Origin of the sequence: Granulicella mallensis (assembly GCF_014203225.1) — a bacterium.
Lineage (GTDB): Bacteria > Acidobacteriota > Terriglobia > Terriglobales > Acidobacteriaceae > Granulicella > Granulicella mallensis_A.
The window spans coordinates 46,468-71,592 of the sequence record NZ_JACHIO010000013.1 but is presented as its reverse complement, the minus strand read 5'-3'; the positions used below and the strand labels follow the sequence as shown (position 1 = coordinate 71,592).

The 25,125-nt window shown below is 57.2% G+C and carries 15 protein-coding genes; 5 read left to right on the top strand and 10 right to left on the bottom strand.

Annotated features, from left to right (window positions below):
- Positions 1 to 25 precede the first annotated feature (25 nt).
- The 3 genes from HDF15_RS15540 to HDF15_RS15530 all read left to right on the top strand — a co-directional run bounded on the left by HDF15_RS15540 (position 26) and on the right by HDF15_RS15530 (position 1,480).
- A complete protein-coding gene (locus HDF15_RS15540; RefSeq protein ID WP_184257124.1) occupies positions 26 to 580 on the top strand; it encodes a DUF420 domain-containing protein in 555 nt (184 codons plus the stop codon).
- Between the two features lie 80 nt (positions 581 to 660).
- Positions 661 to 888, top strand: coding sequence for a hypothetical protein (locus tag HDF15_RS15535; protein WP_014266964.1), 228 nt, complete (start codon positions 661 to 663; stop codon positions 886 to 888).
- Positions 889 to 994: 106 nt separating this feature from the next.
- A complete protein-coding gene (locus HDF15_RS15530) occupies positions 995 to 1,480 on the top strand; it encodes a single-stranded DNA-binding protein (protein WP_184257122.1) in 486 nt (161 codons plus the stop codon).
- 79 nt (positions 1,481 to 1,559) lie between these two features.
- Here the strand turns inward: HDF15_RS15530 and HDF15_RS15525 are convergent, their stop codons facing one another.
- From HDF15_RS15525 to HDF15_RS15490, 8 genes are all read right to left on the bottom strand, one after another.
- Positions 1,560 to 3,176: a GDSL-type esterase/lipase family protein gene (locus HDF15_RS15525; protein ID WP_184257120.1), complete on the bottom strand. Its 1,617-nt coding sequence runs from the start codon at positions 3,174 to 3,176 to the stop codon at positions 1,560 to 1,562.
- A 197-nt stretch (positions 3,177 to 3,373) separates the two neighbouring features.
- Positions 3,374 to 6,064 carry a TIGR03790 family protein gene (locus tag HDF15_RS15520; RefSeq protein ID WP_184257118.1) on the bottom strand — a complete coding sequence of 897 codons (2,691 nt, stop codon included), beginning with the start codon at positions 6,062 to 6,064 and terminating at the stop codon, positions 3,374 to 3,376.
- Between the two features lie 490 nt (positions 6,065 to 6,554).
- Entirely contained in the window at positions 6,555 to 9,875 is a 3,321-nt protein-coding gene (locus HDF15_RS15515; protein WP_184257116.1) for a carboxypeptidase-like regulatory domain-containing protein, read from the bottom strand.
- Between the two features lie 75 nt (positions 9,876 to 9,950).
- Positions 9,951 to 12,299 carry a glycoside hydrolase family 2 protein gene (locus HDF15_RS15510; RefSeq protein ID WP_184257114.1) on the bottom strand — a complete coding sequence of 783 codons (2,349 nt, stop codon included), beginning with the start codon at positions 12,297 to 12,299 and terminating at the stop codon, positions 9,951 to 9,953.
- Positions 12,300 to 12,325: 26 nt separating this feature from the next.
- On the bottom strand, positions 12,326 to 13,477 hold the full coding sequence (locus HDF15_RS15505) for an acyltransferase family protein (protein WP_184257112.1): 1,152 nt from the start codon (positions 13,475 to 13,477) through the stop codon (positions 12,326 to 12,328).
- 32 nt (positions 13,478 to 13,509) lie between these two features.
- Complete coding sequence (locus HDF15_RS15500; RefSeq protein WP_184257110.1) at positions 13,510 to 15,774, bottom strand: alpha-N-acetylglucosaminidase; 2,265 nt, start codon at positions 15,772 to 15,774, stop codon at positions 13,510 to 13,512.
- A 344-nt stretch (positions 15,775 to 16,118) separates the two neighbouring features.
- Positions 16,119 to 17,390 carry a hypothetical protein gene (locus tag HDF15_RS15495; protein WP_260331117.1) on the bottom strand — a complete coding sequence of 424 codons (1,272 nt, stop codon included), beginning with the start codon at positions 17,388 to 17,390 and terminating at the stop codon, positions 16,119 to 16,121.
- A 151-nt stretch (positions 17,391 to 17,541) separates the two neighbouring features.
- The gene (locus HDF15_RS15490) at positions 17,542 to 18,072 is read right to left on the bottom strand and encodes a DUF3455 domain-containing protein (protein WP_184257106.1); all 531 of its coding nucleotides are present in this window, start codon (positions 18,070 to 18,072) and stop codon (positions 17,542 to 17,544) included.
- A 307-nt stretch (positions 18,073 to 18,379) separates the two neighbouring features.
- On the opposite strand from HDF15_RS15490, the gene HDF15_RS15485 reads away from it, so the two are divergent.
- On the top strand, positions 18,380 to 18,934 hold the full coding sequence (locus HDF15_RS15485; protein ID WP_184257104.1) for a DUF4142 domain-containing protein: 555 nt from the start codon (positions 18,380 to 18,382) through the stop codon (positions 18,932 to 18,934).
- A 100-nt stretch (positions 18,935 to 19,034) separates the two neighbouring features.
- Positions 19,035 to 19,958 (top strand): ferritin-like domain-containing protein, encoded by a 924-nt coding sequence (locus HDF15_RS15480; RefSeq protein ID WP_184257102.1) that lies wholly within the window; start codon positions 19,035 to 19,037, stop codon positions 19,956 to 19,958.
- Between the two features lie 570 nt (positions 19,959 to 20,528).
- On the opposite strand, the gene HDF15_RS15475 is transcribed toward HDF15_RS15480, so the two are convergent.
- Both HDF15_RS15475 and HDF15_RS15470 read right to left on the bottom strand, forming a co-directional pair.
- On the bottom strand, positions 20,529 to 22,190 hold the full coding sequence (locus HDF15_RS15475; RefSeq protein WP_184257100.1) for a TIGR03118 family protein: 1,662 nt from the start codon (positions 22,188 to 22,190) through the stop codon (positions 20,529 to 20,531).
- 509 nt (positions 22,191 to 22,699) lie between these two features.
- Positions 22,700 to 25,063: a glycosyl hydrolase family 95 catalytic domain-containing protein gene (locus HDF15_RS15470; RefSeq protein ID WP_260331116.1), complete on the bottom strand. Its 2,364-nt coding sequence runs from the start codon at positions 25,061 to 25,063 to the stop codon at positions 22,700 to 22,702.
- Between the last annotated feature and the right edge of the window lie 62 nt (positions 25,064 to 25,125).

The following is a 25,125-nucleotide window of genomic DNA, read 5'->3' as shown; positions in this document are numbered from 1 at the left end:
TCTGCCTGCGAACGAAAGAAATAGAATGCCAGCCACCACCGACAACCCGAACTACCGCACGCCGCCCTCCATCATTGCCGCCATCATCGGCATCAGTGCCGTGGCCTCGCTCTTTCTTGCCTGGCTGGTCTATTACCACCAGCCGGTGGACGTCGCCGGAACGCACCTCAGGTTTCTGCCCGCGCTGAACGCAGCGCTCAATTCGCTCTGCACGATCTTTCTGCTGGCCGGCTACCGCTTCATCATGCAGCGCAAGATTACCGCGCACCGCAACAGTATGTTCGGGGCCTTCCTGGTCTCGAGCCTGTTCCTGGTCAGCTATATCGTCAACCATGCCCTGCACGGCGATATGCGCTTCCTCGCCCAGGGACATGCGTTGCGCGTCACCTACTTCGCGCTGCTCATCTCCCACATCTTCCTCAGCGTCGTGGCGCTGCCGATGATCCTGATCACGTTCTTCCTCTCGCTTACGGGCCGCTTCCCTGCGCATCGCAGGCTGGCGCGCTGGACGTACCCCATCTGGCTTTACGTGTCGGTCACCGGCGTCGTGGTGTATGCGATGCTTGCCGCTTATCGCTAAACAGTTAACAGGACCCAGGGTTCAGGGTCCAGAATGCAGAACCCACTGAGCCCTGCCCCCTAAGCCCTGTATCCTCCCCTATGCACCCAGACACCCGCAAACTTCTCCGTACCGGCGCTGCTATCTTCCTTACGGGAGCCCTCGCGGCTGTACTCATGCTGACGGTCTTCGGCGGCGTCACCCAGCAGGGCCCGCACACCACCAGCGGCTGGCTCGCTCTGATGCTCGCCATGGGCTGCCTGCCCACCGGCGTGCTGACCCTGCTGCTGGGGTTCGCGAAGCTGATCGGCGATCTTCGCCGCCGTTGATCCATAGAAGCACCCTCTCAACCAGAGAAAGGGGCAATAGGATCGGGATTTCCCCGTAAATCCTCTGCACCGTCTCTGCTATCCTCGATTCCGAACGGAGCAAATCATGGCTAAAGGCGTTAACAAAGTTTTTCTTCTTGGAAATGTGGGCAAAGACCCCGAGATTCGCACTACCGCAGGCGGCATGACCGTTGCAAGCTTCTCGCTTGCGACCGCCGAGCGCGCCAAGGATCAACAGGGCAACTGGGCCGACAAGACGGAGTGGCATAACCTCGTCTGCTTCCAGCGCACCGCGGAGGTCGTCCGCGACTACGTCAAAAAGGGCACCCAGATCTTTGTCGAAGGCAAGATACAGACCCGCTCGTGGGACGACAAGGAATCCGGTCAAAAGAAGTACAGAACCGAGATCCTCGTCAACGAACTCTCCCTGCTCGGCGGTCGCGGTGCGGAAGGCGGCAGTGGAGGTGGCAGCTACGAGCGCTCCTCTTCTTCCGGCTCCAGCAGCTATGCGGGTTCGCGTGCGGCTGCCCCCAGCGCGCCGGCGAACGACTACGCAGACCAGGGCATCACCGACGAAGATATCCCGTTCTAACTAACCCGATGCTTACGTCGTACAACGCAAGAGAGGCCGCTCACTGTTGAACAGCGAGCGGCCTCTCTATTGGCGAGTCTTAGTGGCAGCAGGTATTTGTGTCGAAGACGGGAGATGTAGTAGCGGTGGTTCCGTTGTAAAGGACAAGGTTGCCGTCATTTTGCATGTCGAGAACCTGGCCTAACAGCCCTGCAGTGTTCGACTGAAAGAGGACCTTGCCATTGTTGTCGTAGAGGACGAAGTTGCCATCGGCCAGTAGGGTCGCTTCAGACGGAATATGCCCTACGGTTCCTGACGACCAGAGCGGGGTATTGCCGAAGTAGAGAACCAGATTGCCGTCGTCCTGCAGGTAGAGCATGAAACGTCCATCGCAGGAGACGAGCGGGTGATCGGGGATCAGGCCTTCGCCCGTCAGCAGCGCCGTGCAGGACGTCGTAGGAGCTTTGATGGGAGGTATTCCTGTAGGAACGAAGAGGCCGAGGTTCACTGCGTTTGCAATGGCCTGGTGTCCCGCATCGTTCGGGTGGAGGTGGTCGCCGCTGTCGAAGGACGCGCGATATTGCAGAGGCATGTTGGGATCATGGGTTGCCGTATCCTGATCGACGATGCCGTCGCAGCCGCTGGCCGGGCTGAGGAAGAAGGCGTTGATCTGCTCGCGAATCGTCTCAGCGCCAGTGGACCATTGGGCTGCCGGTCGTCCCCCGTTCGGCGTAAGTGTCGAGCAGTAGAACTTGATGCCGGCGGCATGCCCCTGGCTCATGATCTGCTGAACACCGGCCACCAGGGAGTTGAAGCTGGGTTCCTGGTCGGAGGGCAGATTGCTGAGATCGTTGATGATGTCGTCGGAGACGATGACCCACTTCACATTGGGCTGCGAGAGCACATCCCGGGAGAATCTGGTGATCATGGCCTGCCCCGCACCATCGCGCAGAAGATCGTTGCCGCTGATCCCCTCGTTGATCACGCCTATGGGAAGGCCCGCAGTGTTCAAGCGTGCCGAGAGGTCATTGGTCCAGCGGTGATTGGTGTTGAAGGTGGAGTTGAGACCATCCGTGATCGACGCTCCGATGGCAACTACAGCACCGGGCGATGCAGCATTTTGAACATCGACATTGGTTAGATAGAAGTAGCTGCTAAAAGCACTGGTAGTGTTGATGGTCGAGCTGCCACTCACGTCTCCAGCCGCCAGGAACATCCCGTTCTGGTTTCCGTTCTGATGAAACGTCACGTTTGCACTATCTACGGCCGTGGGAAAGTACATGCTGACCATCAGGTCTTCCTGCGCGGTAGTTACAAATGCGATCGAATCGCTGGCGATCGTCTGCCCTGCGGGAACTGTGACAGAGGTGAAGCCACCGAAGGTAACGACATGGTCGGTACCGGGAATCGTCGACGAAGTGGGACCTCCGTTGGAGTCGACGACGGCCTGCGCGAGGTGGACATCTCGCACGGTGAGGGGTTGCTGACCGAAGGTGTTGGAGATTTGAACGCGAGCGGCCGATCCTCCGATGCTTGTGTGAAGGATCTGCCGCAACGTCTGCTGAGCAAGCCCATTGAAGCTTGCATCGATCGTTGACTGTTGAGGAGCTACAGCCCAGGTTCCAGTCCACGGCACAGAGCTTTGGGCATGGGTGGCAGAGATCATTCCCAGAGACAAGAAAAGGATGGCGCCTGCGGAGTACTTTTTAATATTCATGAAATATTCCTTTTGGATAGGTCCGAACTCTAGAAGCTGACAAAGTCCTGTTTTGTACGGGCCGCTGAGGTAACGCGCTATCGCGCTACGGTTTCCAGCAAGCTCTAACGTCCGGGCCTATCTAGAAAACCGGAGACACCAGCTAAAGCCAGCATCTCCGGTTTGTTAGACACAACCTGGAACCAAAAGATCGAACCCTAGTTAACACCGAAGGATTCGAGGTTGAATAAATAGTTGCCACCATCCCCTGTAAAGACAAGATAGAGAGTATGAGTTCCACTTGTGGGAGTCAGGTTGCACGTAACTGGCGACCATGTCTGCCAGTCTCCATTGACAGGAACCGCGCAAGTTGCAGCCAATGTGCCCGAAGGACTATCGAGGTGAACCTCGATGTTGCCTCCAGAACCTGCGCTGGCGACCCTGGCCGTAAAGTGAGTCGCGCCGGTCAGAGTAACGTTGTTATAAGCCGCATAGCCGCCGGCTAAGATGAAGCCCATATCCTCTCCGCCCTCGCTGCTACTTTCCAGCTGCTCGCCTCCAGAGATCTTGCTATAGCTGGAAGCCTGGATCGTGGGGGTAAAAGCAAACCACTCCACATTGAACAGCGCACCGTCCCCGCCGGTATAAACGAGATAGACCGTGTGAGTTCCAGTGGTGTTGCTTATAGGGCACGATACGGTCGTCCAGCTCTGCCAGTCGCCTGTAACCGGAACGGTGCAGGTTCCTGCCAACGTTCCAGTGGGGTTGTCGAGGCGAACTTGAATGTCGCCTCCCAGCCCTGCGCTGGCTACCCGGGCTCTGAAGGTCGTCAGATTGGAAAGGTTGACATTGCTGTAGAACGTATAGGAGCCGTTGAGAATATTTCCAACATCAAGATTGCCTTCACTGCTGCTCTCGGTGCTCACACCACCAGCCGAACCGGTGTAGCTGGACGCCTGAGTCGGTGTAACGGTCGGAGTGACACCGAGGTAGGGAGCAGTCAGCGGGTCACCGACCACGATGCCCTCCCAACCAAGATAGGGAGTGCCAGCGTAAAAGCTCTCCGCCAGAGTGTAGCCCGACTGATAGTGATCGATCTGGAACGTGATTCCCTCGATGCCATCCAGGCATGGTTCATTCGTGTAGCCCTCTGCTCCGGTCAATCCATTGGCGATCAGATCCGTCATGTGAGATTGTCCGTCGAAAATGCTGCCCAGGTCCTGTCCGCCGTCGCTGCTGGCTTCCAGGCTTGCATCGCCAGACAGAACGTTGTAACTGGCGACTTCGATCAGGTTGGTTCCACCGACAAAGTTGAACCACTCCAGGTTATAGAGATCTCCTCCGCCACCCGTGAAGACCAGGTAGACGTTATGGATTCCGCTTGCGCCTTTCAATTTGCACGTCTGTGTAGTCCAGGTTTGCCAGCCGCCTGTGGATGGAACGGTGCAGGTTCCGATCAACGTTCCAGTAGGGCTGTCGAGATGAATCTGAAGGGAGCCTCCAGCTCCCGCGCTGGCAACCCGCGCCGTGAAAGAAGTCATGCCGTTCAGGTTGATGCTGTTATAGACCGCATTGGCCCCGTTCGTGATGAAGCCCAGATCCTGCGGGCCTTCGCTGCTCACTTCGAGTTGCTCGCCACCTGACAAACCGTTATAGCTGGCGGCTTCAATCACGCTGGCAGCCCCCTGGAACTGAATCCATTCAATGTTATAGAGATTGCCACCAAACCCATTGGGAACAAATGTCAGATAGACGTTATGAACTCCACTGACGCTGGCTGAGAGGCCGCAGGTCATGGTCGTCCAGGTCTGCCAACCGCCAGTTTGGGGGACGTTACAGCTACCTATAATCTGCCCGCTGGGACTATCGATGCGGATCTGGAATACATGAAGCTTGTCATCCGTGTTGGCGTTGGCGACCCTTGCTTTAAGGGACGTCATTCCGGTCAGATTGATACTGTTGAAGCCCACATACTGCCCGATAAAGCTCTCCATACTCGTTGAGACATAGGTATTGGAGATCGCTCCCGGCGCGAAAGAGAGCGATTCGTAGGCTTCGCTGTTGTAGTTCCCGTCATTGCTACCCCAGGAATAGTAACCGAGCAGATTACTCTGGTTGCCGACGAAGGTACTGGTAACGGTTGCGTTTGTGGTGAGCCCGCTTGCCTGAAGGTCACCGGCTGCATGCATCAGGTCAGCATTGCCGTGATCGAACGACTCCTCCATGAGGACATCCGTGCTGGGAGTCGCTGGAGGGAACTGGGTCTTATCAGCAATACCATCGCCGGCATCCGCGTCGATCAAGATAGAGCCGGTCAAGGGAGTTTGTGTGGCAGCGATCGAACGATCCACCAACGCCATGGCGTCTGATTGGATGTAGCCATCCAGACGTGTGACCAGATAGCCGCCAAAGGCCTCATGCGTAAAGGGAACCGTCGAGTTGTAATACTTGTTGATCCAGGCGACGCCTTGAGCTCCTGATCCTGTGATCGAAGCTTGTACATTGCCGTTCGCAGTGGAGTAACCCAGCGCCGCCAGATAGCTATCGAGCGAGGGCTGATAATCCTGAGGAGTTTGGCCCGCGGGTTCAGAACCAGTGGGGGCATTGTCGATGCGAATCGGAATACCCTTCGTTAGAACAATAAAGTTAATCCCCGGATGAGCTGATAGATACGTGCTGATGGGGTTCTGAATCTGGGACTTGTAGTTACTGAGGGAAATCGTCTCATTGGCTGAATTCAAAGCCGAGTCCTGGCAACTGACCGCAAGGACGTTGGTAACTCCGCGCTGCGCTGCGTAGTACATTCCAATGGCGGTAGAAGTCGGGCTGGCCGAGTTATAGACCAAGAGCACTTCGCTCGGAGTTCTTTGTATTGGAGCAGCCTTCGCCTGGGCGACGAGGGCAAGCACGATGCTCGCATACAAGAATAAAAAGGTTATGCTTCTTAGTCCCGGATAGAGATGAGCCCTGAACCTATTCTCACGTGGCGAAAAGATGTTGAAGCCGAATTTTGGCTTAGACTCAGATTTCTTATGCCGAATGACGTTACGCATTTCCCCTCACTTCACTGAAAGCATTTGGCCTGGCACCTGGATCAAGCAGGCGAAGGCAAGCTAGATTGCGACGGCAGATAATCAGATTGACGGGGCCCTAACGTATTAAACACTTTGGCTGAAGTTTTATTCCGATCTTTTTGTGAGTGCCGGCGGTAACCTCTTGAGACCAGCCATGATTATCCCAGCGCAAAGTGAGGCCTGACCGCGTTGTTCATCGAATCTTCACTTCACCTCTTCCGAAGAGGAGAGGCCGACCTCCTGGGTCGTACAGCTCGAGTTACGACACAAACAAAACGGCCGGACAGAGTTTCTCTGCCGGCCATTTTGGATTTACTGTTGCGGGTTAGAAGGTGAGTTTCAAAGCAGCCTGACCAACTCGCGCGGGGATAGCCCCGGTAGAGGTGATCGCACCGAAGTTGGAGTCGTCAGGATTAGAATCCGGCTGACCGTAGCTGGGATGGTTGAGAGCGTTGAAGGCCTCGAAACGGAACTGCAACCCGTAACGCTCCCGGAACTGCCAGTTCTTCTGAACGCCCAGATCCGCCGTGTAGATGGGCACGCCTTGGATGAGGTATTTGGGTGAATCTCCAGCAGTTCCAACCTTGTTGTTGGTGAAGGCTCCGGCGTTGAAGTAGTGATTGAGCCAGTTGGCCTTGCCGCCCTGGCGCACCTGGAGAGGCTGACCAGTCAGATCGGCGCGATCCTGGTAGACGAGGAAACCGGAGTTATTGTTGCCATTACCGCCGTTGATGGTAAACGGCGGACCCGATTGCAGAGTCACCAGACCCGTCAACGACCATCCGCCGATAACGTTCCGCACGATGGGGTTCAGGCTTTGGAACTTCGGAGCCTGGTACGTGAAGTTGGTGACTGAGACGATTGGATAGTTGAGACTCGACGGACCGTGATCGTGGCCTACATTGTGCGGATCGCTGACGCTGGACTCGAAGGAGGGATCTCCCGATCCGCCCACATCGAAGGCATGCGCCCACGTGAGATTGGACTGTATCTGGATGCCGTGCGAAAGACGCTTCTCGATGCCGACCTGAAGCGAGTTATAGCTTGAGGTTCCTCCGATTTCCACCTGGATGATCGAACCGAAGTTCGTAAGAGCGCGTGAATCGTTGTTATAGGTAGTCACACCATTGGTCACGACTGGATCGCTAAGTACGCCGGGGTTCAATTCAATCGGCGTGGAGAGGTGATATGTCTCGCTGCCTACATAAGCGATATGCAGCGCGAGCGTATCGGTGAACTGTTGCTCCACGGAGAGATTCCAGCTCTGCGCTATACCGAGGCGGAAGTTCTTCGGAAAGACTGCACCTAGCTGCATGGGCAGCGTGAACGTAGAAGAAGAGGGCGGGCTCACACCAGGAGAAGCAAACGGTGGGAACGGGCTCTGCCCACCTGTGGCGGCGAAGCCGCTCCACGGATGATCGAAGGAGATAGGAGTAGTGGCGGTGGCGTTGAGCGCAAACGAGGGATTGAAGGGCGCCGTATCGTAGACGTGGTTGTAGCTTGCATCCTCCAGTGGCGTGGTGAACATACCAAAGCCGGCACGCACCGAGGTCTTCGGAGAGGCCTGATAGGCAATACCAATGCGCGGCTCGAAGTACTTCCAGGACGTAGGCATGATCGCGTTGTTGATGCCCGCATCCCCCGGGAAGACTACTCCCGCAGGAGCATTGGGATACCGGGTGCTCTGCTGGCCGGGGACATAGGCTGCGCCGCGTCCGCCGTCGATGCTGAGCGGAGTGTAGGGATCCCAGCGGAGTCCGGCATTGATCGTCAGGTTAGGGCGAAGCTTGTACTGGTCCTGCGCGTAATAACCAGTCATCCAACCACGCACGCTGCCGCTCTCTCCAGCATTCTGCGAGAAGGTTTGAACATCGCCAAGGAGGAAGTCCGAGAGTGTGAAGCCGGTAAAGGCGTTGGTGAAGCCAACATTCGGATTCGCACCGGAACCGGAGTTCTCATGCGTGTAGCGGTGCATGACATCGGCCCCGAAGTACATGGTGTGCTTGCCGTGGGTCAGGGTGACGGTATCGGAGAAGCCCCAGTTCCGGCGCTTCGTATTATTAACCGCGCCGCTGAAGACGGTAAATCCAAGGGCGCCACCGTAGAGTGAATTACCGTCGACAGCCGAAATACCGCCGATATAGCAGGACCCCGGAGGATCGGAGACATCGACGTAATTTGAAAGGCACTCCTCCTGGCCGTTCTTATTGAAGAGCGGTGTACCGGAGCCGTAGTCGAAGGACTGATAGAAGACAGTAATGCTGTTCAGCAGATTCTGATTGATCGTCCAGGAGTGATTGAAGGCGTCGTTGACATAGATACCATGCAGCCCCTGAACACCCGCCAGCAGGTTGCCGGGGATACCGAGTCCGGGCTGGTTGAAGTTATAGATGAAGTTGCGGAGAAAAACACGCTGACGGTCATTGAGCGTGTAGTCGATACGTCCCGTGCCCTCATCGTAGTTGGAGCGCGCCTTCGGACCGACGTAGTTAGTGAGGCCGGTTGCGGGATCGCCGCCGAGAGGCAGGGAGGCCGCAAGCGCAAGCGCGCCGGGGCTGAACAACTTGGGATCGATCTGGTTGCGCTTGCCATTGATCGTCGCGAAAGGTGCTTTGAGATCCACTGCAACCGCGCTGAAATCGCCATTGAGCATGGCTGCTGTCGGGGTATAGGTGCTGTTCTCGGTAGTCTTGGTGCTGGTGCGCGTTCCCTGGTAGTTGGCGAAGAAGAAGAGCCTGTCTTTGATGATGGGGCCGCCGAGATAGCCGCCGAACTGATTGCGCTTCAACGGATCGACCTGATGGCTGAAGTAGTCCGACGCGTTGAGCACAGCATTGCGGAGGAACTCAAAGGCGCCGCCGTGGAAGCTGTTGGAACCACCTTTGCTCTGAATACTGACGACCGCTCCTGGTGAGAAACCATAGCGGGCATCGAAGTTGTTCGAGATGACACGAAACTCCTGGGTGGCATCGGCATTTGGAAACGGTGCCGCAAGAAGTGCGAAGTAGTCCATGTTCGTAACGCCGTCGAGCAGATAGTAGGTACTTCCCTGCCGTCCGCCGCCAGCAGAACCGCTGGACTGCGTGGGGAAAGAGTTAGTGGTTGGCAAGGTGGAAGCTTGCGATTGCAGCTCGTTGGTAACGCCGGTCGTCAGGAAGACGAGACTCGAAGGATCGCGACCGTTCAGCGGGAGCTCCTTGATGGAATCCTCGTTGACGACCGCGCTGATCTCGGCGGTAGTGGCATTGATCAGCGTGGGATTAGAACTTACGGTGACGGTCTCGTTTGCTCCTCCAGGCTTGAGAACGATGTTGACCGTCGCACTCTGGCCGATGGTCAGGACGATGTTGGTCTGCAGTGTGTCGGCGAAGCCGGTCGCGGTCGAGAAGATCTTATAAGGGCCGGCGGGCAACGAAGGCACGGTGTACTCACCCTGCGCGTTCGAGGTCGTCTTCGTCGCGGCATTGGTCCCGGTATTCGTGATCGTGATCTGAGCCTGCGGGATGGCTGCGCCGCTTGAATCGGTGACAACGCCGGTAAGCCGAGCGCCTGTGACCTGTGCCTCGAGCCTGACGCCCAGACAGAGCAGGGCAAGGGTCAGTGACACAAGGGCTAGTGAAAAGATAATGCGTGAGAGTTGTTTCATAGAGTGCTCCTTTCGCCCGCAGATACGAGCCGATCTATTTCGAGAAAATGAGTTAAAGAAGTTGGAGAAACTCAGCTAAAGAACACGGTGGTTGTCTGCTTCAGCGATGATCCTGAACGTCAATATCTTCACTCCGAAGTGAGGGTGGGTTGCCTTGAACGTCGCGATGCCAGGCTCTCCGGTTGACCGGATCCACACCGCGCTTCTGCCTCCGCTGAGCACGGCAATCGGCTCACCGAGAAGCACTGCCGGCCCATCGAGCGAGAGAGTAATGGGATCGAAACAGAGCGGACGAGGCGCGCCATACTCATCCGTGACGCGCAACACCACACGCGTCGCATCCGCACCGTCCGCGATCAGTTCCGAATCGTCGGCAAGAATCTCGAAGGCCTGGTCGATTCCCTTTCCCGAGAAGCTTCTGGAGATGACCTGTGCGCCTTTGACATAGCCGTCGAGGCGCAGGTCGCCCCAGTCGTCGTTGCCATCCGGAAGCGTGAGATAGAACGGCGGATAGGCGAGGTGCGGAAACTCCTCATGCTCCGGCCGCAGGTCGATGATGTGGTGCCAGACTTTGTCGCGGCCGATGAAGGCGCGGATCTCATCGCAGTTCGAGGAGATGATTCCCTTCTTAAAGCCTGACGGCTCGTCGCTCATCGCGAAGTGGAAACCAGGCTCGAGAACGGGCTCCTCCGTTGGAGGGCACTGCGACCGGAAAAATCCGGCTGCCGGTTTAGGCTCGCGGAAGATGTCCATCACGCCGTGGTAACAGATGTGATCGCCGGAGCCGAAGTCCGCATGAGTCTGGTAGTCGAATCCACACCAGCCCAGACCACCGGAGTATCCGGCCTGGCTGTTCAGTTGGTTGAAGATGCGCGCGTAACGGAGGATATGCTCCTGGTTGACTGCATTGCTATCCCATGGACGAACAGGAAACTCCGCGCCGACAAACTCGGTGTTGAGATACAGAGGATGATTGGGTGCCTTAAGCGGGAACTGAAAGTCGTTCATCGAGAAGACGTCTTCCAACAGCTCCGACTCCTGGAAGTAGCGCACACCGGTGGTCTGGCGAGAAGGGTCCAACTCACGCGCCAGCGCGTTCACCTTCACGTACAGATCGTGAAAGTCGCGCGACTCATTGATGCGAATGCTCCAGAGAACAATCGACGGATGGTTCCAGTCGCGGCGAATCATGCGGCGCGTGTTATCGAGATAGCGTTCACGCCAGAGTTCGCTATCGCCTACATGCTGCCAGCCGGGAGTCTCGTCGAGGACGAGCAGGCCCAGCTCATCGCAGGCATCGAGAAAATAATGCGAGGGAGGATAGTGCGAGCAGCGCACGATGTTGCACTTGAGCTGTTCTTTGAGAATGGCCGCATCACGGCGCTGCACTCGCTTCGGCATCGCTGCGCCTGCGAAGGGAAAGGTCTGATGGCGATTGAGCCCGCGCAGCTTGACGATCTCTCCGTTGAGAGAGAAGCCGGCAGGAGTAAAGCGAGCCTCGCGCAAGCCGAACCGCGTCTCCTGCTCATCCACGATCTGCCCAATGGCAAGCAGGCGCACGCGCACCGAGTAGAGCTTCGGATCATGCAGTTGCCAGAGTTTTAGCCCCTCAACCCCACTTATCGAAAGCGTTGCATGGCCTGCGGAGAGTTCGGAGGGAGAGAGACGCTGCCTGCGCTTCGTGATCGTACCGGCGTCGTTGAAGATCTCGACTTCGAGAGTGTCCGGCTTTACCTTCAGCGCGGTCTTAGCAGAATCTAAAAAGACCTCTATCTCTACTCGCGGCTTCGGGGTGATCACCTCAAAGGAGGTAACGCGAAGATTCTCAATCGAGGTTCCCCCCGTCGTCCGCAGGGAGACCCCGCGATAGATGCCGCCGAAGGTGAGATAGTCCACCTCATAGCCAAAGGGCGGAACCTCCGGCAACTCACGCGAGTCCACCTCGACACTGAGGACGTTCTCGCCCTCCTGATCGAGGTGTTGCGTAAGCTCGAAAGAAAAGGGCGTGAAGCCTCCGAAGTACTCGCCCAGCAGAGTGCCATTCAGATACACCTTCGACGCCACCATAACGCCTTCGAAGTCAGCAAAGACCCGCCTGTCCGGCTCCCCTGCTGGAAGAGTGAAGTGCCGGCGATAGAGCGAGACAAACTGATAGCTGTTCTGATCGGTGCCGTGCCACGGAACGAAGACGTTGCTGTGCGGAAGAGCGACGTGCTCAAAGCCCGAGTCGTCGAAACCGCGCAGATGACCGTTAGCCGGAACACTGCGGCTCCAAAGCCATCCCTCCACGAGGGGATAGATCCGGCGCGTCGGATGCGCTGGGTGCTCCGGCTTCGCAACGAGCGCGAACCCCTGACGCGCGACTGCGCCGCCCAGGATGCAGCCACCACTCGTTTTGAGAAAGCTTCTTCGACTCAGTGTCATGTCTCTTACGTCTTCCCTGCGATTTACTAGAGCTTGATAAAGATGCGTTTGCGGTAGAGCAGCCATGCGGGGACGTAGCACACGGCGACAAAGAGAAGCGAGTAGATGAGAGATCCGATCGCTGGCGTACCCAGGTGAATGAAGTAGTGCGAGTACACATACACCTGGAAGCTTTGCGTCTGGTTGACCTTGAAGACAGCGACCGCCGACGACAGCAACTCGGAGATGACATACGCCGTAATGGCATTCGTGCCGAATACCAGCAGCGGATAGGTCCACCGGCCGCGCAACTGGCGAACTTCGATGAGGTAGTAAGCGACGGCGAGAAGCAGAATGCTAAGGCCCCCGGCATAGAGCACGTAAGAGCTGGTCCAGAGCTTCTTGTTGATCGGGAAACTCTCCGACCAGAGCAGGCCCGCAACTGCAAGAGCGATACCCGCTCCGAACAGACCCATAAGCTTCTGTCCCGCGGGACGCGCCTGCTTGATCCAGGCTCCAGCCAGAAGGCCGAGGATCGTAGAAGCAAAGGCCGGGATGTCACTGAGCAGACCTTCGGGATCGCGTGTCTTCTCAAAGAGTCGATGCGGAAAGATATGGCGATCGAGCCATGCCACCAGGTTAATGTCGTGATCGAGCAGCGGAAAATCTCTGCCGGGTATTCCGTGCCCCGGTACCGGGACAAAGCGCAGCAACACCCAATAACCAATCACCGCTGCAAAGAACAGAACAACACGCGGTGCGATGCGATCGGTCACAAGTTGCAGCAACGCGGCTAGCAGATAGCAAACCGCAATGCGCTGCAGAACCCCGTAGATGCGAAGAGTATCGAGATGGAAGTAGGGGAACCCGTTTACAACCAGCCCGAAGAAGATGAGCAACGCGAACCGACGTCCGATGCTCGTGAGCATAACGATATTGCTCGTGGCCTTGGCACGGTGTGCGCTGAAGGAGAGCACCATCGAGATGCCCATGATGAAGAGGAAGGTGGGAAAGACAAGGTCGGTCGGAGTGAAGCCGTTCCATAGCGAGTGATTCAGCGCGCGATAGGCAAGGTCATTGTTGCCGTTGTTGTTCACGAGAATCATGAACGCGACCGTGAGGCCGCGCAGGACATCGATCGACAACAACCGCGTGTTCGGCCTGGTATTCAGGAACGGTGTTCCGGTCGCGCTAGACATACGTCATTCCCTCCTTTCAGAAAATTCATTCCCTACAAACTCTTCACTTCAGACAGCAGCGCATGCGATTCGGCGATAAGGTCGGCGACCGGCAGCGGCTTACTGGGACGATAGGGAGCAGACAGCCAGGTCTGCTGCCAAAGGTCGAGCGAGAAGGACCGCCCGGTGTGGCGGCTTGCGAACCAGGCCTCCCAGCGGGCCGCGTAGTAATCGCGGATAAGGCCGGACCAGACGCGCGAGGCATAATCCGAGAGCTCCGGCCAACCCCAGGTCGTGATCAGAAGCCGGGCGTTCTCGTCATAGAAGGTCGCCTCATCATCGGTCTTCGCATAAGCGCGCGTCGCCTGCATCCAGGTCTCGAGGCGGCGATCGGGCCGGAGATTCATCAACCCATCGATGCGGCGCATCCACTCCACCGCACGGGCAGCATGCGCAACAGCAGCTTCGTCCTGCTTGGCATCGCCAGCCTGCACGGCCAAGGCCAGAGCCTCGTCTACTCTGCCGCCAACAGACTGTGAGACGAACTCAATGAGGTCGTTGCGGTAGAGCTCGCTCTTCGCCAGTTGGGGAGCACAGGAAAGAAAGAGCTCGACCGCACGCTGGAAGGTAGGACCGGCGTCCACCGAGGCGGCGATGGGATGCACACTCGGCTCTGCCTGCCAGGCCTGCTGGGTGATCCAGATGTGCGAGCTGTAAGCACTCTTGAGCAGCAACTCCCAGGCCTGCTGCATTGCAGGAGGACAGTCGCCATAGCGCGAGCGGCAGTAGGCCGAAATCCACGTCGCAAGGTCGATAGCTTCCGACTGCCATCCGGCGTCGGTCATCAACTCGTAGACCACCTCATTGTTTTCGATGCCTTCGGGGCACATGCCCCAGCCGACGAGATTGCCGCGCTCCGAACTGGCAAGGACGGTCGAAGGCTCCGTCGCCATCAGCTTCAGGTTGCCCTTGATATTGTTGTTGCCGCCGAAGGTGTGGGCCATACCGTTGATCCACGGCTTGCCGAAGAACGCCTTCTGGAGCTTCCACTGACCGGGCAGATACTTCCCCTGAACCGACGGCGCAAGATCGTTGGCATAGTCGATGATCAGCATGCGGTCGTTCGGAATGCCGCGCAGCAGGGCCTCGACCGACTCGTTATTCCAGAATTCGGAGTCGTACACGAAGAGCCAACCCTGCATCACCCAGGTTCCCTTGGGATCGCCGGCCTGGATACTCTCGAAGACGGTTCGGCCAAAGCGCTCAAGGTCTTCGTAGCGATGATCCTCCCGCACCGGGACCTCGAGCTCATTGAAGGTGTCGGCCAGGTAGTACTCGACCTCGCCGTACTCCGCTTTGTACTCCTCGATAAACTTCTTCCCGATCTGGCGGTATAGCTCCTGCTGGCCCGGGTGGAGGATGAAGGTACGCGTACTGCGCGGGATGGTCTTGAACTCCTTGCGCAGCCAGAGCAGGGTGAAGGTCTCAACCTCCGGGTGGAGGCGCTTGAAGCCCTGCGGCACAAAGCCCGCGAAGGCAGGCGCTACCGGCTTCATGCCGAGCTCCCGCATCCGGTTCAGAACCTGGCGCTGGAGAATCCGCTTCTCTTCCATGAAATGCTGCGGCAGAGGACCGGCGAAATGATTGATATTGCCCATGCGATGCCACGGCAGCTGCGCCGGGCCCACGGAGAAGGTGTCGATCTCTGCCTCGGTAAGGCCGAGCGAGAGCCATACCCGGTTCCAGATGACCTCCTGGCCCTCCAGGGCCAGCGGCATCGTAATGCCGTGCAGCGCCATCCAGTCGAGCTCGCGTTCCCAGCGCGGCCAGTCCCAGAAGGCCATCGTGTACCCGTAGGTGCACGGGTTCAGATACTGGACGAACTTGTACGGGCAGACGACACGATGGTGCTCCACATCCGGGAGCCGGGCGGGCAGATCAAGGTGGTGACCGCTCCAGGAGATCATTGCCTGGCAATGCTCCCGCAGATAGGTATAGATCCCGCGACACAGGCTGACGCCGCTGCTGCCCGCAACGGTCACCCTGCCGCCGCTGGCGGAGAGCTCATAGACCTCGTGGCCGTCCACGGCGGGGAGCAGATGCAGGTCGAACTCCGCCGCTCGGGAACCAAGCTGGCGCTGCAGGACACCCCGGCAGGCTTCGATCGCCGTCTCAGCCGACGGTCTGGCCGCTCCTCTTGGAGGCTCCACGTTAGGAGGAGACGAGGGGGCCGGGGTCTCGCCAACCGCGGCAAGCCCTCCATGAGCCAGCGCGGCCCCTGCACACGAAAGCTCAATAAACTTACGCCGCGTCCACATTAGCTTCTCCGATTGCGAAACACTCGCACCCCGTGATGTGAAAGCTCAAGCGTTTTCACCGTACCGGCCCCGTTTTCACCGTGAAACGCGATATTTCCGCACATTCTAAAAGGGTTACGCCTCCTGGTCGAGGGAGCCAATGAACACAGTTCTGGCTGCTTTATGCGCGGAAAATGGCTTTTATGGTTAGGGTCGCTATGGTTTAGAAGGGCTCCCTTTGAGGGGTTTTCCAAATCCACCACAAAATTGTCATCTCGACCGGAGGCGGCGTTTTTTGCCGCCGCAGTGGAGAGACCTGCAGGCTGCTCGGGTTTGCAACAGACGCTCTAAACGCATCCGTCCGGTCAAGGACGGATGATTCTATACGCCACAACCCGAGCCTCGGGGGCGTTGCCACCGACGCTCGAGGTTTCGAGCAGCACTTCAAAGTACGGCATCTTGTCATGGGTGGCCCCGATCCGCTGGGCGAAGTCTCTAAACTCCGTCAGGCTGAAGGGGAAATCCGCGGCAGACTCCGTACCGGCCATCCCTGTTCCCTGGAACAGAAGAGCGTCGCCGTTCCCTTCGATCCCCGGCAGAAATGCCAGGACCCCGTAGCTGCGTCTCGCCCCGTCCGTGACGGTGTCCCGGTACAGCACAGATTCACCTGATTGGGGATGCTTATTGACGACATAGCCCTCCGAGGCCTTCCAGTCCCAGTTGACGTCGAAGTTGAGGCGGTCCTTGAACAGCCCGACCCAGGGATTTGCCGCGACGCCGCCAATCAGGATGACATTACGGCTCTTCAAATCGTCGATCCGGAGCACGCGAGCGTTACGGGTCTCAACATCAGCCTTGACCGCCTGTGGCAGTCTGGCCAACCGCAGCGCCAGGTTGAGGTCCGCCGAGCTCGTCAACTGGTGCGACGCAAACCACTCGGCACTGAGCGAGATTCCATTGACGCTCGGCAGGTTCGCCTTGCTCAAATAAGTGCCGCTGAGATACTCGTCCAACTGCACGGGACTCTTCGTAAAGTCCTGAAAGAGAACGAGTGCGTCGTCCGAAGGAACGATTAATGTTGGACTGGCCGAGGTGAAGAGCTCCGCCCAAAGGGCATCGGCGGCGGCTCCAGGCTGAGGGCTGCGTGGACGCAGGAAAAAGCCAACCACCCCAATCGCCACAGCAAGTGCCGTGAGCCCTGCCAAAAGGATCACGCGCCGCGGACCGCGCTTCTGCGCAGGAGCAGTGGCGGCCGGAGCGGCAGCCGAAGATTCAGCCGAAGCTGCTTCCGCATTTGGCTTCGGCTGGACGACTACCCCCTGCACCACCTCCCGGGGTTCGAAGACAGGCACATAGCCGCCCTTGGGAATCGTGACGATCAGCGCGCTGTGAGGACACTCGTGCTCGAAGTACTCTTCGAGGCGCTGGCGCAACAGGCGAGCCTGGCTCCGGACAATGCTGTCATCCGAGGCACTATAGGCAACCGACCGTCCAAAGACGTGGATCCCGATCTGCTGTTCGTTGATCTCCCGGGCGCGGCCTTCAAACAGCCACAGGCAGATGAATTCGAGGAACTTCGTAAGCCGGGGGGACTTGGCAAACGTCCGAGATGCGGCGATCTGCCGCAGTAACAGCATCCGCTCGTCGTCTTGATACCGTGAACGTTCGCCTGCCGACAAGGACTCAGGCTTCGAAGTGGAGTTGGTTACAATGTCTTAAATTTACCATCCGCCTCTAGCCGCAGGGGAGTTCGGCTATGTGCGAAGCGCAGCCCAACTTACTCCCTGTTTAAGGATTCACCACATAGAATGAATAGATTGCGGAATAAGGAACCCGCACCTCTGCGCTCTCGCGGCAGCTTCCGGAGGGCGCATTTCCACCGTGCGTCTCCGTGCGCTGGATGTATCGAACCGCCGCCAGGCTACCCTCACCACCGACAGATTCAAGCAACAGCCACGGCACAGACTTCGCCTCCGGCGAATCTTGCTTGACGACTGCTTTGCCTTTGACCCAACTGCCATCGTTGAGCTTCCAGGTAGGACCTGTAAAGTGTCGCCCGATCACCTCACCCGTCGGGTTCAGGAGGTTCGCATCCGGGCCCTGCAGCGTCCACGTCCCTGCAAGGCAGCTATAGACCTGCGCACCGACCCCTTTGGCCCTCAACACGAGCGAAGGGTGTCCAGGAACATCCACCGAATCTCCCGGGGTCTGAGCACCGGCCCCAGGTACAAAGCACAGCACAGCTCCAACGAGGAGAGAGAAACAACCTGTCCGCAGACTTGAGACAGAACAACATCGCTTGATTAAGCCAGACGACATCTGAAACCTCCATAGGCATCCGCAGGCTCTGCACTTCATCGCGGGAAGCCGGCAATTTGGATGCTCACCTGACACAACACCGCCCTTAGTCATTTATTCCGGGGATTAGCGAAAAATGACGAACGAAATATAGGCGACTGCCTTTAGGCGACCAACGTCACCCACACCTGCGTTTCTTCATGAGAAATCGCGTTGTTGCCTGCTGCCTGAGGGAATAATCGGGCCTCCGGTGTGTTTCATCACTGGAACCATGTGAGTGCCTCAGAGAGTGCAACCTGCGCACACACCTTCCCAGGAGATATTCCCCATGAAGTCAACCCTCTTTGTTCTTTGCTCCTCAGCCGTCCTCTGGGCCTTGCCCGTCGCCTCCGTGCCCTCCTCTGCCGCCACAGCCTCCGCAGCGGATAAGGTATTCGCCGCCAAAGTATCCCAGGGTGGCATGTATGAGGTCGTAGCCAGCAAAGTAGCCCAACAGAAGGCCACCACCCAGGACGTGCGTGATCTCGCCATCATGGAAGTCCATGACCACGATCTTGTAAACCGTGAGCTAAGAGAGATTGCAACCGCCGCGGGAATCAACCTGCCTCAGCCTTTGAATGACACCTTCCGGCAGCGCCTGCAAAAGCTGGAGGACCTCTCCGGCCCCGACTTCGATGAGGCCTATATCAGCGACATGGCACAGATCCACGACATGGACGAAAAGCTGTTTGCAAAAGAAGCCGTTGAAGGATCAGAGAAGTTCAAAGTATTTGCCGCAGGTACCGACAAGATCGTAAAGCGTCACATCGGTGCGATCCACGGAACCGATGAAAAAGAGGTATCTGGCATCAGCAATAACTCGAAATTTTACTCACTCCTGTAAACCTAAAAAAAGAAATAAATTGCCGTCTCTTGTTTGAAATAAATTGCCATCTCCCGTGTTTCTCAGACAGCAGTTTGATGTAACCCAAGGAGCACTTCCAATGGCAGGTAAGACACAGGCACCGGAGTTCGAGCAGATAACAGTCGAGCAGGCAAAAGCGATCCGCGCTGAGCGGACCCTAAACCGCAGAAGATTTATGACCGGGCTTAGTCTTGCTGGCGCTGCGGGAAGTATGGCACTTCTGGGCGGATGCGGCAACTCGCACTCGAACGGTTCCTCCACCGTGATGGCGGCCGGCCCTTCAGAGACCGACGTTCTGAACTTCGCACTGAATCTCGAGTACCTTGAGGCAACGTTCTATTCCTTTGCGACTCAAGGTACCGATCTCCCCTCCAACCTTACCGCGGGCAGCGGAGCCATCACTGGAGCTCCAAGCGCAAAGATTGCATTTCCTAACCAGCAGATCACCGATATCTTCAACGAGATCTTCTTCAACGAGATGTCTCATGTCGCCGATCTGCAATCGCTGATCGGCAGCGGCCATGTCTCACGACCGGCCCTGGACCTATCGGCGGCCGGAGCCGTCACCTCGGCCAACATCATCACCATCGCGCGCCAATTTGAGGATGTAGGCACAACAGCCTATGCGGGAGCCACCGCTCTGCTGACCGGAACGAACCTCGCCTATGCGGCGCAGATTCTGGCGGTAGAAGGCTTCCAGGCAGGCGCATTGCGTCTGATCTCCATCCAGCAGTCAGCCCCCTTTGCCGCAGCCGACTCTCTGGATGTTCCTACCAGCGATCCCGGCGCGGAGGTACTGGCAACTCAGGGTCCAACCGCAGCCGGTGGCTTCTTCGCTACCTCCGGCACAGCTACAGCAACTACCTCCGTGCCACTCGCGACTGCTTTCACACGTAGCACCTCGCAAGTGCTTCAGATCGTATATAACGCCGCTGGCAAGACCGGCGTATCCAAAGGCGGCTTCTTCCCCGCAGGCCTGAATGGGAATATTGCGACCAGCTAGTTATTTCCTCTTTATAGTTTTGCCTATCTCTATTAAAAATCGGTAATGGGCCACAGCGTAGCTACTCGGAGCTACGCTGTTTTTTTGCTAACTTGCGCTAGATGGAAAAACTCCCCGTAGCATTCTGGACCGCCACTGTACTAGTGTGGTGAGTGTTTAGTTCGTTGAAGAACCAGCGTTACCCACAGCGCGAAGAGCAAACCGTGACGCTTTAGCGTCGCGGGGCGGATGGAGCCGTAGCCTTTAGGCTACGGAACAAGGGTTAGGCAAGAATTGGGCTTCAGCCCCGGGCCTTTTGTTCGCAGCCGAAAGAAGGCCCGGGCCTAAAGGCCACATCTTTGCTAAGCCTCTATTTCCGTAGCCTAAAGGCTACGGCTCCCTCCGTCGCCCTGATGCTGAAGCATCAAGACGATGCGCTTCGCGCTGTGTCGAGATTGACCATTGTTCTTCAATGAACTAATGACTCACTACGCTAGAACGATTCCCATAGAGAACGGCTTTTGTCATTAGTTAAAAACTTAGCGGGAGGAATCCAAAGGATTCCTCCCGCTAAGATCACGTTATTTTTACTTAGTCGACAGTAAGTGCAACGGGGATCGTATGCGTTGTGCTTCCCGCCGTGGCATTGATCGTGATGTTGGTCGTCACGGGCGCAGCCGGGGGAGGCAGGCTCTGGTCCTTGCTCGAAGAACCACAGCCAATTACACCTGCGGACATCAGAACAAGTGCAAACGCCAGTGCTGTACCGCGCAGAAGCATCGAGCGACGGCGAATGCCGAGAAGCGCCAGTAGTCCCAGCGGCCCCATAAAGGCAAGCGTCAGGCCATAGCCAGTTCCATGCTGATTGAGCTGCGCCGTGCCGGTGCTCGTAGTAGCGGCTGTGGCTATGGATACTGCTACGGCTGTCGCCGTAGTGCCGGAGACAGAGACCGTCGCAGGGGTGAAGGTGCAGCTATCACCCGTCGGCAGACCGGAGCAGGAGAACGTCACCGGGCCACTAAACCCGTTTATTCCCGCCAGCGATACATTGACAGTGCCGCTCTTTCCATTCGAAACAGTCAGTGCCGTCGTGCCGGACTGGAACGTGAAATCCGGAGTTCCTACCGGAGGCCCTGAGAGCGAAATCTCTCCGAAGAGGCCATCCTTGGTGCCGTTGATGCCAGCCGAGAAGAACAAAGTATTCGGGTCGCCCACATTCTTGGCTCCGAAAACAATCTCCCAAAGACCGCTGTTCGTAATTGCATTACCATCCGCATCCTGCAACTGGCCCTTTAAGGCAAAGCTGCTTGGATCGAAGGCATTAATCGTTCCATCTCCGAAGTTACCCACAAGGAGATCGCCGCTGAAGCTGCCGAAACCAGCAGGAGCAATCGCCATGCCCCAAGGAGCATTCAGATTTCCCGCACTGATCGCTCTCTGAATAAGGTTTCCGTTGACGTCGAATACATCGACAAAACCAAGTCCCGCACCCACTACTCTCTTACCCGTGGCGGGATTGACCTCTGTGTAGTCGACATATACATTCCCCGCAAGGATGTGCACAGAGAAAGGAGAGAAATTGGCCGGCAACGTAGAATCCGCAAAGCTTCCTGCAAGATGGGCTGGAGCGAAGTTCTTATCGAATACATCGATCCCTCCCCCTGGGATCTGATTAGCGGCCAGCAGGAAGGTGCCCGTCGGATTCGTATCGATGGCAATGCCCGTATAGACGGCCTTTGCAGCCGAGTTATTGACGACTGTCACAGCCGCCGGCGTAGTCGAGTTCCAGGCAGCAATCGTACCGTCCAAGGTGGCAAAGATAAATTGCGCAGCCGTATTGCTGGGAATTTGAAATACAGTCGTATCGCCGTTGAAGACTACGCCCGTCGGCTCTCCATGGGTCGAAGAGGCAATAGCCGGAGGAACAGCGACCGTAAACTGCTGGTTGCCCTGAGAGTCATCGATCAAAGAGAGACCGCTTGTAGGTGAATCGATCCAGAAAGCCTTGCCAATGGCAATACCCCACGGATTGATAAGATTCGGATCCGTCTTATTGGCTGCAACAGCGCCGTCGGAGACGATATTAGTTTGCGTGTAAGTGCTCGTCTGCGCGAAAGAGCCGAGAGGGCACAATGCGGCGACCGCCGAGAACAACAAAGATAGGGCAAAACGAGTGGGGGATTTCGTTGCCACACTCGAAAAGGTGCGAAGGCGACGGCCTGTTAGCCGCAGCACTTCATTGCTATAGGTCATGAAAGCTCCTGAAGAGTAACTCGATTGTTTTGAAATAGAGCCACCCGGAAACTCACCGGTCGGCGTCTCGTATGTAGAAACAACGCAGCGAGTTATTTATTCCACTAAAAATCAGGAGCGGATTTCAAATAGATGAAGCTACCGTTTTATCTTGGCATAGAAGCGTCATCCCGAGGCTGACTCGCAGGGACGTTGCTTTTGCCTTTCTTGTTTGTCATTCCGAGCGCAGCGAGTGAATCTGCTTCCTCCCGTTCTTCGTTCGTACCACCTATAAAACGTGTGGTACGAACTAAAACGTATGGTTCTCGCTGAACGGTAAGATTTGTGGAGACACAGGCAAAAAGCGGGAGGAAGCAGATTCACTCGCTGCGCTCGGAATGACAAACAAGAAAGGCAAGAGCAGAGGCGGCAGGGGCCACCGGACAATAGAAGCCTCAGTTACGGCACCGCTACACGGGCGATCTATCGGGTGCTTCAATAGTCGCCCGGCGTTACAACACAACCTTTAGCTATCGGGGAATACCGATCGTCCGGCTCCCCAGAGACTTCGGCGTCATGGCCCTTACTCCGGAAACGGGCTCGAAATGCAGAGAGCTCTTCCTGCCCGAGGGGAGAATGAGATAGCTGGTCAAGGCCTGAGGCGAAAACTGCAGCACCCTGGCCGAGCTCGCGGGCACGACTACCGCTGACGTGCTTGCATTGATCACTTCGACACTCTCGCCAGGCCAGGGATTGCGAACCTTTAGCGGCGATGCGGAACCCGCATCGATCCCAACGGTAACAAGCTCGCCGTCATAAATCTGTACATGCACTCTATTGCGGTGCTGAACGAAAACCGTTCCGTCCGCATTCCAATCCTTCGGCCAAGCAGGAGCAATCCGGATCAGCCCATCGTAATCCTGGACGAGAGCCGTCTGAATGGCATCGGCGACCACACCGATCTGCTCCACGTAGAACTCAGGCCCCACAAGCGTCGCCAATCCTGAGGGGTAGATCTGGTATCTCTCCGTCAAGGCCAGCGCACTCGATTTGAATTCCTCCGCAAGCCCCAGGCGCGCAGCCTGAACAGGATCGGCGCTCCAATCGGCTTCATTCTTCTGGGGACGGTTGAGAAAGGTGCGCACGCCGAGAGCATGCAGTGGCCCTTCGTCTCCAATCAACCCATACGGCCACACCGGCTCCAGCCCGATATTTTCAGAGTTATGGCTCGGGGCTGCCGGATCGCCGCTGGCGGCAATCACAATGTCTTTTCCGTCTGCATCCGGCGCTGCCAGCACATTAGGAGAAGCCAAGCTGATCCTTGCGAGCGGCGACAGCTTAGGAACATCCTTCTTCAACTGTTCCACCACTGCATCGTCAATCTTCAACAAACCTGCCGCTTCGATGACCGCAGGGAAAAGAGCCTGCATCGCCGAGACGTCGGTCGTGGGGTCATGGACATCCCACTTCGTCTCATGCGCATTGGAGGGGAAGGTATGGAGAGACCCATCAGCGCTGTGCGTTCCATAGGCAAGATAAAAGCGCGCTGCCTCTCGCATCACAGGATAGTTCTCGCGCAGGAAATTCAAATCGTCCGTAAACAGGAATTGCTGCCAGATCCACAGCGATACCTCGGCGCCCGTCGAGATCGTGCGTGCGTTGTAGTACGGCTTGGAGTCTTCGCCGCAGTTGATCGCGGCGGCAGGAATCCAGGTCTCATTCTCAAAGCCCTGACCGTTAAACCGCATCGTTTCAGGCACGCAGATTCCAGCCCTGCCGCCCATATGCTTCTTCGTCCAGGCCAGCACTGCGTTGAGATTTTCCCGGTAGAGGTTGAAATAAGGATCGTTCAGATCAAGAACACCCGCGCCGAGATTCGCACTTACCTGCATGCGCAGATTCCAGTGCCAGTACGCAGAAGGCCCCCACTGGTGCTCATCGCGAATGGAAGAGAACAGATCTCCGATGCCAGCCTGCGCACCAGGCAGCTTGTCGCGGCTCTCGGCCGCAGCCGTATAGAGGTCGATCGTGCGCAGGTTGTTGAGGTACTCCGCAGTGTGATCGTGCGAGGAAACCTGGATCAACCCCACCCGCTCCCAGTACTGGTTCCACCAGGTACGATGCTCGCTCGGTGAAAGCTTTTCAACACCTGTAAGCAACTCCGACGCCGTGCTGAGCGCATCGCCGCCGCGCCAATGCGGCGCGCCTGCAAGAACACGAAATGATCCGTCCGCTCGCGGATGAAAGCTTACTTTAATCGCAAGACCATCCTGCTCGACGTGAAGGTCAATCCCATCGACAGTCACCGCCGACAAGGAGCCAAAGGTCTCGCCGCTGGCTCCAGCCTCCTCATTGTCCACCCAGGTCTCCGCGAGCACGCCGATGTTGCCCTTCCGCAGGACCTGCGGCTTACGCGGCGACCACAGCTTGAGCTCCACCGTCTGCAAGCTCTTGGGATCTGCGCCTTTCACCTCGACCACCAGCGCATCGAGCTTCTCCGTCACATACGTGACAGCGCTCATGCCTCCGCCCTGCTCCTGGAACTCTCCGTCATAGAGATCCAAACGTGCTGAGTAGTCGCTGGCCTGCGTCAGTCTCTGCAGCCCCGGAATCACAAGCTGTCCGGGAGACAGGCGATGCGGAAAGGTATCGCCTCGATTGAGCTGAGCGGTATAGCCGTCCTGCGCCCACACCGCAGCGCCGAGCCGCCCATTGCCCAGCGGCATCAACTCTCGAGGCAACAGATTCGGCCGCTGAAGAATGATGTCCGAGCTTCCGACAACGCTCTTCGTATCGACATGAAAACGACCGTCCTGCCACGCGGTTGTCGCCTCTTTCGTCTGTCCTGTAAGAGGAGCCGCAGTAAGAGCGGCCAAAGAAGAGACAAGGACCATGTGTCCGACAGCTCTCGGCAGTAGATCAAAAGACCACGAAAAGCGTCTGGAACTAGATTCTT